General features: G+C 38.7%; 10 protein-coding genes. 5 read left to right on the forward strand and 5 right to left on the reverse strand.

Annotated elements, in window-relative coordinates; genetic code table 11:
* Window positions 1-173 precede the first annotated feature (173 nt).
* The 4 genes from GQR39_RS01015 to GQR39_RS01035 form a co-directional block, all read right to left on the reverse strand.
* Window positions 174-407 carry a ChaB family protein gene (locus GQR39_RS01015; protein WP_039485228.1) on the reverse strand — a complete coding sequence of 78 codons (234 nt, stop codon included), beginning with the start codon at window positions 405-407 and terminating at the stop codon, window positions 174-176.
* A gap of 16 nt (window positions 408-423) precedes the next feature.
* Entirely contained in the window at window positions 424-993 is a 570-nt protein-coding gene (gene sodC, locus GQR39_RS01020; protein WP_206007717.1) for a superoxide dismutase family protein, read from the reverse strand.
* A 659-nt stretch (window positions 994-1,652) separates the two neighbouring features.
* Window positions 1,653-2,147 carry a hypothetical protein gene (locus GQR39_RS01030; RefSeq protein WP_024590238.1) on the reverse strand — a complete coding sequence of 165 codons (495 nt, stop codon included), beginning with the start codon at window positions 2,145-2,147 and terminating at the stop codon, window positions 1,653-1,655.
* Window positions 2,148-2,368: 221 nt separating this feature from the next.
* A complete protein-coding gene (locus GQR39_RS01035; protein WP_165734606.1) occupies window positions 2,369-3,601 on the reverse strand; it encodes a cytochrome C in 1,233 nt (410 codons plus the stop codon).
* A 327-nt stretch (window positions 3,602-3,928) separates the two neighbouring features.
* On the opposite strand from GQR39_RS01035, the gene GQR39_RS01040 reads away from it, so the two are divergent.
* Window positions 3,929-4,174 (forward strand): DUF4235 domain-containing protein, encoded by a 246-nt coding sequence (locus GQR39_RS01040; protein ID WP_002958040.1) that lies wholly within the window; start codon window positions 3,929-3,931, stop codon window positions 4,172-4,174.
* Between the two features lie 390 nt (window positions 4,175-4,564).
* Window positions 4,565-4,873 (forward strand): hypothetical protein, encoded by a 309-nt coding sequence (locus GQR39_RS01045; protein ID WP_165734607.1) that lies wholly within the window; start codon window positions 4,565-4,567, stop codon window positions 4,871-4,873.
* A 436-nt stretch (window positions 4,874-5,309) separates the two neighbouring features.
* Here the strand turns inward: GQR39_RS01045 and GQR39_RS01055 are convergent, their stop codons facing one another.
* Window positions 5,310-6,314, reverse strand: coding sequence for an AraC family transcriptional regulator (locus GQR39_RS01055; protein WP_240918161.1), 1,005 nt, complete (start codon window positions 6,312-6,314; stop codon window positions 5,310-5,312).
* Between the two features lie 353 nt (window positions 6,315-6,667).
* On the opposite strand from GQR39_RS01055, the gene GQR39_RS01060 reads away from it, so the two are divergent.
* From GQR39_RS01060 to GQR39_RS01070, 3 genes are all read left to right on the forward strand, one after another.
* Window positions 6,668-7,477: a DUF2306 domain-containing protein gene (locus GQR39_RS01060; protein WP_165734608.1), complete on the forward strand. Its 810-nt coding sequence runs from the start codon at window positions 6,668-6,670 to the stop codon at window positions 7,475-7,477.
* Window positions 7,478-7,772: 295 nt separating this feature from the next.
* On the forward strand, window positions 7,773-8,921 hold the full coding sequence (locus GQR39_RS01065; RefSeq protein WP_165734609.1) for a hypothetical protein: 1,149 nt from the start codon (window positions 7,773-7,775) through the stop codon (window positions 8,919-8,921).
* Between the two features lie 209 nt (window positions 8,922-9,130).
* A complete protein-coding gene (locus tag GQR39_RS01070; RefSeq protein ID WP_277344305.1) occupies window positions 9,131-10,903 on the forward strand; it encodes an AAA family ATPase in 1,773 nt (590 codons plus the stop codon).
* Window positions 10,904-12,098: the final 1,195 nt, after the last annotated feature.

Here is a 12,098-nt window from a genome sequence, read left to right on the forward strand (position 1 = left end):
TTCGTGTTTAAAGCAGTACTTATGGTTTTGCTTACCAATTTTACTCAAACACGCCGTAAAGTATTGTTTAAACGGGTAAATAGAAAAGTGATTAATCACTGGCTCTATAAAAAAGCCACTACAATAAGCTGTAGCGGCTTTTTAATGCTTTAGCTTTGTTAGTTTGATCAAAACTAGTTACTCGACTTAACCCAATTTCCATTATCATTTTTACTGTAGCTATTTTTAACCGCAGACCAAGCCACTTTGTGCGCAGTGGTTTCGCGGTCGTCGTCGTTTTTTCTATCGCTTGGGTCCTTGTAGGTATCCCACGCACTATTAAACGCCTCTTGATATATCTCTTGGGCATGTTTAGGTAAGTTACTTTTTACCGACTCAGGTAGTTCGTCACGGTTTTTATATGGCATAGCTTTCTCCTTATATTTACTCAATTACGCCACAAGCAACACGGCTACCACCGCCACCTAATGGCTTTGGCTCATCTGCATAGTTGTCACTTCCTTCGTGAATCATCACTGCGTGTTGTTTAAGTTGTTCAAGCGTGAGCCTTGGCGCTAAAACAGGCGATTTAGCTTGGCCACTTTCATTTACATACAACGCCGGTAAATCACCTAAATGACCGTTAGCCCAAGGATAATCATGATGCTCGCTAGCTTTTGGATCGAAATGCCCACCAGCGCCACCACCAGGCACTACCTCATCGCCTTTTTTCTTGGGTTCACAACTAGCAAATTGATGAACATGAAAGCCGTGTTGCCCCGGCGTTAAACCTTTTAAGTTTGGTGAAAAAACAACGCCATGATCATTTTCTGTTAGTGTAATAGTGCCTAGTAATTGCCCCTGGCCCGACTTAGTAACTTGGTGCATTTCAACGTTTACATTAGCCAGTGCACTATTTTGTAGTAACACGCTGGTAAATAATATTGCAAAAGCAGGTTTTAAAACGCGGTTTAAACTTCTTTTAGCTTTTGAATCAAACTGCAAACAATTCATCATCATCTCCTGATTTAGTATCAAATTAATAAAACAATATCGCTAAATTAAGCGACTATTAAATAAGTAGTTTCAATGTCTATACCAGTCCTATGTTCAAACATACATTTATGTATTTTTTAGTCGCAATTTATTGATTAAAATAACTTTAACTAAACATCCATTTAATTAATGAGCTAACTTTTACTCAAAGATTAAGTAAAAACCGAGGCATATTTACAAAGAAAATGGCAACTTTACAAAGCTCGTGAGAAAAGATTACCAACGTCCCTACCAAAAAAGACAACCCAAGTGAAAAAGACGATATTAAAGAGGCTGTTATTACTTAGGCGGTAGTCTCGAGGGTTGGTGTTGGTTGAATGGCCGTACGTTATAAAATAAAGAAGCGCCAATCTAAATAAGTCTTTTACAGAGACTCTTCACGCATTATATTTATAAGGGGTATTTATTAATCAAAGTATGTTTAAAACCAACCCGCTTATAAATGGGTCCATTTAATGACAAAAATTACGTTATTTAGTTGTTCTATATCAGAATTTTTAACGCAGTTAGCGTCAGATTTAATCCTTAAAATCAATTAAGTATTGTTGCTCGGCGCTAAAAAGCGAGCACAAAAAAAGGTGAAACCAAGTTTCACCTTTTTAATTAATTAGCTAGCATTACGCTGTAGATACGTTACTTGCGCCTGCATTGTTAAGTATTTCTTCAATAGCGTTTTTGTTGTCACTATCGTACTTAATACCAATTAATATAGAGCCTTTTTCAATGGCATCTTCATAATACTTAATTTCGTGCTCGGGGATAAACGCACCAATTGCGGCACCTAAAGTACCACCTACTGCAGCGCCTGCGCCACCAGCAGCAAATGCAGCGACTAATGGTCCGGCAACTAATAAGCCTGTACCACCTGTTGCTACAGTCCCTACGGCAGTGAAACCACCAATAATTGCAGCAAGAATACCACCCGAAGCCGCGCCAATAAGGCCGCCTTCAGAAGCTTTAGTACCTTCGTCTACAGCAAAATCTTCCTTTGCGTATGAGTCGTTGGCTACAATACTTATATCAGCTTCATTAATACCTAAAGCTTCTAATCTATAAATTGCGAGTGTTGCTTGTGATGCACTTTCGAATAACCCAGTAATAACGGTACTCATAATAACTCCTTTATTTATTTAAGAAAATACACTTACTACCAAGCAAAACTTAAACCAAGTAAATTATTATTTAAAATCAATAATATAAAACAAAACCCCGTGCTAACACTCTTATTATTAGAGTAAAAATTGCTAAATTTTGTAAAAAACTCCTATCTACATAAACAAACTTACTAACAAGCGGTATGCCGTTTTTAATATAAATATATTAATTAAAATTATTACTTAGACCATGTAATTTCAGCTAATTGGTTAGTCGCTGTTTGGTGAATAATCAGCCCATTATTCCCCATGCGCATATGCCTAATTAAGCCAGAGTAAACACCCTCTTTGCTCGGAATTTGCCAGCTTTGCATGGTTTCGGTATTAAGGTCGAACCGTACTAAGGTTTCAGGGCGTTTAGCTGACTCGTTAAACCAAATAGCGTTATCGGCATATTCAATTGCATACGGGTGGCTGTTTTCACCGCTAGGATTATCCCACTGCGTTATTTTACCGTTTTTAGGGTTATAGCGGCCAAGTTTACCCATACCAGAGTTAACATAAAAAACCATATCGTCAGGCGTAATGGCAAGCCGCCTTGCATGCGTTTTGGCGCCAGGGAGTTTAATTTCGCTAAGCTCCATGGTCTTTTTATCAACTTTAACCAAACAGTTACTACCATTACACGAAACCCACGGCGTGCCGTTTGAATCAAGCTTAATACCATATGGCCGTGAGCCTTTAGTGGGTAAAGTAGCGAGTTTAATATCGCCAGTTGTAGGGTCTAGCTTGCCAATCATATTACTGTGCTGGAGGGTAAACCAAAATATACCTGCCTCGTCAAATACACCAGTATGCGGGTCGCGGGCATTTTTATCGGGCATTTTATACACTTTAAATTTTTCGGTTTTTAAATCTAAATATCCAACCGTGCCATTTTTATTACCTAAAAACCAAGGAGTTTGATTTTTATCAAGCGACACACTGTGCGCATAGGTACCACTTGGCAGTGTGTACTCTTTCATATCGCCGGTTTTAGGGTCTAACCTGCCTAAAATATTACCCCACTGGCCAACCCACCAAATAAGTCCGTTTTTACCTTGTACCGGATCGCGAGCGCGCTGCCCAAGCGTAGGCACTTGCCAGTACTTAAAGCTAAGCTTTAAGTCGCCCGTAACAACTTTAGATTCGCGCTTGGTATTAACAGGATAATGCTCAGCTAAGTAAGCGCTTATATCTTTACTAAGCGCAGTACCCTCGCCCGTATCAACCATATAACTTATTAATGTTTGCCAGTCCTGCTGACTATAACCCGCGCTACTCTCAAGGTTAGTTAAACTATGGCAACTAGCACAAAGCTGCTCAACTAGCGGCCCTTGCTCGTTACTAAGCACAGTTACCGGTGCAGCCAAAGTGCCCGACACAGCCATTACTGCAACGTATTTATTAAATAAAAATCGATTTTTACTCATAACGCCCTCCCTTGTTTTTAATATTAAAGCATAGGGCAAGAGTGTTTACTATATGTACAGATAAGCCGACTAGAAGGTAAGTTAATTTGCAGAATAAATGTCTCAAAAATAAACCTGAGCACAGTGGCACAGCTTTACGTTAGTTATTTAGCTGATGCTTAAGTGTGATTTAAAACGACTAAATTACACAAAGAGAATAATAGCCGCTTAAAAAACCTGATTTAAAGTCTTCAGAGTCTATCGGTATGTAAATTGCTGGTACTACTGTTCTTACTTAAAGAGTTACATATTGATAACTCACGCTACAACTAAATAATCGAGGGTAATATGAGTAATAAACAGCTAATTACGACGATAGGTATAGGTCTGGCCGCTGCATCTGCAGGTATGTTAACAAGGAAAACTTTACAAAAATCGTGGGAAAAGGTTACCAACGAACCAGCACCAAAAGATAGACCAAGCGAAGAAACAGATCTTAAAGAGGCCGTTACATGGGCAGTGGTCTCAGGTATTGGTGCGGGTGTTGCAAGAATGGCCGTACGTTATGTGCTAGACAAGCGCCGATCCAAATAAACCGTTCTTATTGATACCTCTTATAAGTATTAAACGTAATACGGTAAGGCTCTAAAAGCGGCTTGCGACAGCTACCCCTTAGTTGTCGCAAGCAACTTAAAAAGACCTCAAACAAGGTTATTTAACCATAGAGTTAAAACACGTTAGTATTAATGTCCAAATTAAGGCTCTGTAATAAAATTTGAAATATCGGATGGCACGGCTGCGCCGCTTATCCGACCTACGTAGGTTGAAAAAGCCAAAGGCACCTTCCAACAGGGCCTCATAGATTTTAAGCTGATACACTCTATTAAACATTAACTCCCTTTCAAAGTTGTTGCCTGCCTACAAGCTTGCGTATAATGCCCACATTCCGGCTGCATTTTTTAGCCGCTAACTTGGATTTTAATAATGAAAAAACTCTCTGCAGTGCAAATAAAACAGCAAGCACTTGTACTTAATACAGCTGAAAAATTAGAAGAGCAAGGCCGCGCTGAGCTCCCAGGCATGCTGCAATGCTGGTTTGATGTGGAATATCACTTATTTCCAAGTTCACTACTGCTGTGCTTTCAGTTTGAAAACGAGCAAGCCTTAGCCGCCGCAGAGCCAGATTTATTAAAGTGGCAAAAACGCTTAAGTGGCGCAATGCTTAAAAAAGGCGTTATTTTAAAAGATATGCGTAAACATTTAGTGTTTACCTTAAAAGGGCCTGACGAATAAAGCGAAGGTGTTCAAAGGTTACTTCGGGCTAACGCCCACTTGGCTAGCACTATATAGAAAACCGTTGTATTGCTACAACGGTTTTTAATTTTCATTAGAACCGAAAGTAGAATCCATAGAGGTCAAATTAATCTTGGATATTTTATCTGCAGGTGATAGAAATTGATCATTAAGAAGTACGAATGCACTTCAATACTAAAACGAAGGCTTGTTTGCTCTATGCAATAAAAAATGCTTAAAATCGTCATCACTAAAAAAAGTGTTTTCACGCCCTCTTCTACGATTCACACATGATAAAACGCATTCTCATACTCTATTCGCAGCGGTCTAAACATATTAATTAACTCAATGAGCAATAAACTATAAACTTAGAGCATTGATATAAAGTTAAAATTAGACTCTTTTGTTTTATTTACAGCTAACTAAACATAGCTGGCTAATCAACAAGCTCCCGTATACCTTTATTATAGTAGCCACCGTTTTGTTTTCGATACTCATTAGGAATGTCACCCACAATACTTTTAAACACACGATTAAAAGTCGCAAGAGAAGAAAAGCCACTCTCAAGTGCTATGCTTAAAATACTCCACTCTTTGGTCTGATCGTTTATTAATAACTTTTTTGCATACTTAACGCGGTATTGGTTAATAAATAAATTAAAGTTAGCTGCTTTATAGTGATAGCGGATTGCTCGGCTAACTTTGTACTCAGGCACCATTAGCGCTTGTGCAAAATCTGAAATTTTGAGGCTGGCTTTTAAGTAAAGCTGCTGCTCATTGATAAGCTTTGTAATGCCAACTATCAATTCAGACTCTACATCTTGATTGCAGTTTTCATTTAGATTAAATGTGTCATTGTTAATAGTGCCAATATCATCTTTTTGCTTAAGCGCTTGGTTATTTATTACTTTTGCTTGAAGCAGCATAACTCCCTGCATTGCAAATACGATTAAAAGTGCAGATGAAGTTATGATAATGGGGTTATACAGCTCAATTTCAGCCGCACTAAAGATAAACTTAGGAAAAATACTTGCATTAAACACAGCTAAAACCCAAGCGCTCCCAAAGATGATTGATTGCATTTTTTGTGACTGTGTTTTTTTACTATAACCTCTAAACGCCTCCCAAAAAGAAAGCGCAAGGATACTTGATGAAAGCAATATAGTGACCTCATTCACCCCTTGCTTTAAACGCCACATTACATCACTGGTAGGTAAAGGCTGAGGATCAAGGCTCACTAAGTAGTGCCATGTTTGATTAAACATGATCAAGCCCGCAATGGTTGCAGCAAAAGTCACATGCCTGCGGGAAATTGGCGAATGCTCACGAAATAACGTTCTTGCAATCAGCCATGAAACATTACATGTTGCGCAAGTGAACAACCCGATTAAATATTGATACGCGCCTATACTTTGCGCACTGAGCTTTTGTGCTGCCACCATACAAAGGGAGCCACAAAATATCACAAATAAATAATGAACCAGCTGCTTATCTTTTTTCAGCGCATTTAAAAACATTAACCCCATACAAACAAAAAGAAGAAGGTAATAAGGGGAATAATTTTGCATAATAGCGTGCTCTTAAAATGACGTTTTAACCAACAACTTGGTCTGAATTACATGGTACAAATTAACATGCATGTTGGCAAAAAAACTTTGTTAGTGAATGTGTCTATACCACCCTAGCTAATTACAAAAAATTATCAATATATCGTTGCTCAAATTCCGAATTTGAGAAGAAATCACCATGAAAGTCTTTATATTTGGGCTATTGAAAAGACTTTTTGGAAAAGCACATGTTAATGCAAACAATACAAAAAACGCCCAATGAGCTACTTGAGATGAGTAAAAAAATGTGGTTCACGTGCCTGTTGATGGCACAAATCTGTTTTGTTATTTACCTCGCTTTGGGATACGGGCTTACGGGGGTCACTACGGGAATATCTGGCTGGAGTCGTATAAATAGCTCCGCCTATGTTGCCAGCGATCCCAGCGGTAATTCAATGTACGCGCTGCATGTGTTACTCGCCATCGTAATGATAATTGGTGGTAGCTTACAGCTAATACCTACAATAAGAGCAAAGTATACTAAGTTTCACCGCTACAATGGTCGCGTGTTCGTAATGTTAGCCTGTACCATCTCTTTAGCAGGTATGTACCTTATGATAGCCAGAGGAACCGTTGGTAACACCTTGATGCATGCGTTGACTATGCTTAGTGGTTGCGTGGTTATTTTAGCGAGTATATTAGCCGTACAAGCGGCCAGAAAGCGTAATATCACTAAACATAAAATCTGGGCGATACGTTTATATCTTGCAGCAAACGGCGTTTTATTTTTTAGGCTGATGATTTTTGCCTGGTTTTTAATATTCGGCTCACTAGGAATTGATACAACAACGTTTACAGGTCCAACCGTGTTAACTATTAGCGTATGTTCTTATATTATGCCGCTGCTTATAGCTGAGTTAGTCAGGTATGCAGGTAAAACGTTTAATAGAGTGATAACAATCGCCACCGCTGCTTTAATGATGTTGATATCCATTGTATTTTTAGTCGGCTTATTTGGTGTAGTGCTTGCAAGTTGGTACCCAGCGATAGTTGGCTAACGTACTCAATAATCATTGAAGAAGAGAAACCGAAGTAGATGGAAAAATACAGTGTAAAAAACAATTAAAAAGGTATTTTCGTATTCTATTCATAACGGTCTAGACATAGTAATTAACTCAATGAGCAATAAACTGTAAATCTAGACCCTTGGTATACTGAGCAAAATTTGCCCCATTGGTTTTTAACAAACAACAAAAGCAAATATCAGTCGATTCAACGTTAATTGATTGCTCTAAGTTAGCAATAGTAGGATAGTAAATTACACATAAAAAATAGCCTTATATTAGGAATATTATGATCAAAGTATTACTAGCGACTAGCTTAATTGCCTCTTCATTCGCTGTTTTAAGTAACCCTTTAACTGTTGAAGAACAGCGCATCAACAAAGCCCAAACAGCTATGCCAAGTGTTTTAAAAGCATTTACCCCACAAATATCAAGTTTTGAACAACAATTTAAAAAATTAAACGACTTCAAAAGTGCAAAAATATTAGTACAAAGCTTTAGCTTTGAACTGTGGGAAAACGCCAAGCAACGCATAGTAAAAACCAACAATTACGACGACCGAGAGCTCTACTGGGCACGCCTGCTTTCAAGCAAAGTAATACGCACAACATCGCCTAAATTTTCAATTACGCAGGCTCAACTAAATACTTTACTAACACTACTTGAGGAAGGCAGCAGAGGCCGTACCGACCTTGCTTTTTCATCAGGTAGCACTAAAAAAATATTACTAACGGGTTTTGACCCATTTTTACTCGATAGAAACATAAACCAAAGTAACCCCTCAGGTGTTGCGGCGTTGTTACTCGACGGCCAAGTTATTAATTACAACGGCGTGAGCGCAGAAATTAATACCGTTATGGTGCCTGTGCGCTACGAAGACTTCGATCAAGGAATAATAGAATCGCTACTTGCCCCCTACTACGCACTTAATAATGTAGACATGGTAGTAACCGTAAGTATGGGCAGAACAGAGTTTGATTTAGAACACTTCCCGGGTAAACGCCGCAGTGTAACCGCCCCAGATAATGCCAATATTGTGTATGGTGGAACGCAAACAAGCCCAGTGATACCAAAACTTAATGGCCGACCACTTCCGGGCAACGAATTTGTAAAATTTAGCTTGCCTGTAACTTACATGCAACAAGCCAAAGGCCCTTATAAAGTTATCGACAATCACGAAGTCACCACGCTTGAAAAAACCTATAAAGCCGGTTCGTACGGCGAGCTAAAAAATAGTATTGCGGTAAATGGCGGCGGCGGTGGTTACTTGTCTAACGAAATATCGTACCGAAGTATTCGCCTGCGCGATGCGCTTAATTCAAGTATACCTACAGGGCATATTCATACCCCACGTATACAACAATTCGAACCTGAAACAGAAGCTAAAATAGTAAAACAAATAAAGGCAATGCTAGAGCAAAGCTTAGTAGCGCTATAGTTTAGAACTACTAGTTTGAGCGCGTAAAAAAGGGCAATAACATTGCCTTTTTAAATGGGGTTACTAGGGGCAAGTTTTGCATTTTTAAATCACAAAAGGCAAAAAGAAATACCTGCTCCTACCAATTTACTGATTCTGGATTCTGGACTTATCTAATAAAATTAGTAGTATGTACTCGTATATTTATTTGATGTGATAGAAAAGCAATAATGGACTATAAATTCGAACACTTCACGATTAAACGCTTTCGTTCACTTATGAATGTTGAAATAAAGGTGGTTAATGGTCAGCCCATTACGATCTGCGGGGAGAATAATATTGGAAAAACTAACGTACTAGAGGCACTGAATATTTTTTTCAACCATATTGAAGACATTGAGCTATATGATGTAACAACTGACATACCACACCATATTTATTATGGTAGAGGTGGCGAACTTCAAAATACTGAGCTAACAGGTAAGTTTTGTATTAATGTATCAGAAGTCATAACGGTCAAAGCCACGTTTAAAAAAGACCTGACCATTGAATATAAGATATCTAGTTCTGATAAAACTAAAACACTCCCCCAGACGGAAAAAGCATTTAAAGATATCGTAAAACACTTTAAGTATTTTTATGTAAAGTCTAATAATGTCGATATACCAAGTTTAGTGTCAGAACTTTTTGCTTCAGATGGTTTGCTCAAGCTTGATAAAAAAAGAGCTAAACAGCAAAAGCCTTTAGAAACATTAAAACAATTTCAGGCGCAAGCCCAAGCTGCGTTAAACGATATCCAGAAAGAACTAAATCAACAATTACAAGAGCTAAATATTCTAAGCTCTTTGGACTCTAACAGTGCAATCAAAATTACGTTCGCTGAGTTTGATAAATTACGTGACGTTGTATCCAGAATGACTCAAGTTACGATAGATGACGGTAATGACCATTCTATTTCTTCTAAAGGTAGTGGTGCTCAAAGAACTGCTTTATTGACTTTAATGAACTATATCGCCTCAAATGCTAATAAAAAAGTCATTTGGGGCTTAGATGAGCCTGAAATATTTCTTCAACCGAAAGCACAAAAACAATTATTTAGAGCTGTAAAAAAGATAGCTAGAGAAAAAGAACAAACTGTGGTTATGACTACTCACTCGCAGCATTTTATTGATCTAAATAATTTAGAATACACTTATTTGTATGTCTGTGATGTGAATGAGAAAAATTACGTTAGGAAAAAAGATCGTTCGTTTTTTGAAAAATCCACACATGCTCAATCTTTTTCATCTGAATCAGCTAAAGCTAAGGGTATAAGAGAGCATCTAGGCATAGAGAATAACGATGGATGGAATTTATTACCTTACAATATTATAGTGGAAGGTGAGACAGATAAAAAATACTTAGAAGCACTGATCGAACACAACGAGATGATTGCCCCCAACATAATCTGGTCTGGGAGTGCTTCAAAAATATCTGGTTCAGTCCAATTTTACAATAATTTGGCAATAGACCTTGATTTTAAACCGCAAATAAAAATAATTTTGGATAATGATGAAGCGGGTAGAATCGAATATAAAAATTTAGAGAACAGCGTTAACAAAAATAGATTCTCAAACCTAAGTATAGAGCTATTAGTTTATCCAAAGGAAGACGGTACTGTCTGGGATAAGAAAAGTAAAAATTTTGACTGGGAAGTTGAAGATTTTTTACCCAATGAGCTTATGTTCGATTCCGTAAATAAAATATTAAAAAATGCTAAATATTCAATTATTAAAAAGAAGCTAAGAGACAATAAGTCAAAAGCAGCTAACTTGAATACTCAAATTTTTATGTATGCTGAGAATGCGGCAAAACTCGAAAATCCAGATAAAGCTCCTTTTCAATTGTCAGGAGAAGGGCAAAAGAAAAGTATCTGCCTAGAGGTTGTTAAGCTTTTAAGTAATAAAGTATACGAACTTACCGAAGCTCAAGTTACTTTCCTATCAGAAATTTGTGAGTCATAGTATATGCTTGTATTACATCAGTAGAATAAAATAGGATCAAAAGGATCGGACCAGCCAAAAAATTGCAGAGCGTTAGGTCTTGTTTCTTGCCAAGTCCAAACACCAACCTCACGTTTAACACCCTTCCCCGTCATCACGCCCTGAAAATAAGCAATTGATGAGTAATGCATTTCATGGATGAAATGAAAGCCATGCTTGCACATGGATGTGCTTTCATGGCGTTTATGTTCACATCAATTGTGTTTTGAAGGAAATAGCGTGATGCTCGGGTGCGCTGAGAGTGTCCAGAGAGGGACCAGCGGCAGCCCCTCTTTGGCTGCCGTCGCCAGCGCGACAAAACCTTGAATAAGGTTTCTAATTTCTAGAAGTGCCCAACGTATTCGCGTTATCGGTGATGATAACCTCAAACACCTATTTAAATACTTATTCGGGCTATCGCCCGCGCGTCAGCAAGCTAAACGCCTACAATAAATAACACATACTCTTGGCTTTTGACCGAGGAGGAAATATAGAGGGTCAGATTTTGTTTCTTGCCAAAACCAAACACCAAACTCACGTTTAACACCCTCCCCCGTCATCACGCCCTGAAAATAAGCAATTGATGAGGAATATCGCGCATGGATGCGCGATAAGGCGAAACTAGGCCATGGATGGCCTATCTTCGCCGTTTACGTTCACATCAATTAATTATTTGAAGGATTAAGCGTGATGCTCGGGGCGCCGTGGGGTTCCAAGGGGCGCTCGGCGGTAGCCGCCCCTTGGTTGCCGCCAGCAATCTGGCAAAAAACCTTGAATAAGGTTTCTAATTTCTAGAAGCGTGAAACGCGAAACGTATTCGCGTTATCGGTGANGAATATCGCGCATGGATGCGCGATAAGGCGAAACTAGGCCATGGATGGCCTATCTTCGCCGTTTACGTTCACATCAATTAATTATTTGAAGGATTAAGCGTGATGCTCGGGGCGCCGTGGGGTTCCAAGGGGCGCTCGGCGGTAGCCGCCCCTTGGTTGCCGCCAGCAATCTGGCAAAAAACCTTGAATAAGGTTTCTAATTTCTAGAAGCGTGAAACGCGAAACGTATTCGCGTTATCGGTGATGATAACCTTAAACACCTATTTAAATACTTATTCGGGCTGCCGCCCACGCGTCAGCAAGCTAAACGCCTACAATAAATAACACATACTCTTGGCTTTTGA

Origin of the sequence: Pseudoalteromonas sp. C8, assembly GCF_011378685.1 — a bacterium.
Taxonomy (GTDB): domain Bacteria; phylum Pseudomonadota; class Gammaproteobacteria; order Enterobacterales; family Alteromonadaceae; genus Pseudoalteromonas; species Pseudoalteromonas arctica.

Coding starts and splice junctions, on each gene's coding strand:
- GQR39_RS01065 (WP_165734609.1), top strand. CDS start 7,773: ATGATCAAAGTATTACTAGCGACTAGCTTAATTGCCTCTTCATTCGCT.
- GQR39_RS01055 (WP_240918161.1), bottom strand. CDS start 6,314: ATGGTGGCAGCACAAAAGCTCAGTGCGCAAAGTATAGGCGCGTATCAA.
- GQR39_RS01015 (WP_039485228.1), bottom strand. CDS start 407: ATGCCATATAAAAACCGTGACGAACTACCTGAGTCGGTAAAAAGTAAC.
- sodC (WP_206007717.1), bottom strand. CDS start 993: ATGAATTGTTTGCAGTTTGATTCAAAAGCTAAAAGAAGTTTAAACCGC.
- GQR39_RS01040 (WP_002958040.1), top strand. CDS start 3,929: ATGAGTAATAAACAGCTAATTACGACGATAGGTATAGGTCTGGCCGCT.
- GQR39_RS01070 (WP_277344305.1), top strand. CDS start 9,131: ATGGACTATAAATTCGAACACTTCACGATTAAACGCTTTCGTTCACTT.
- GQR39_RS01030 (WP_024590238.1), bottom strand. CDS start 2,147: ATGAGTACCGTTATTACTGGGTTATTCGAAAGTGCATCACAAGCAACA.
- GQR39_RS01060 (WP_165734608.1), top strand. CDS start 6,668: ATGTTAATGCAAACAATACAAAAAACGCCCAATGAGCTACTTGAGATG.
- GQR39_RS01035 (WP_165734606.1), bottom strand. CDS start 3,601: ATGAGTAAAAATCGATTTTTATTTAATAAATACGTTGCAGTAATGGCT.
- GQR39_RS01045 (WP_165734607.1), top strand. CDS start 4,565: ATGAAAAAACTCTCTGCAGTGCAAATAAAACAGCAAGCACTTGTACTT.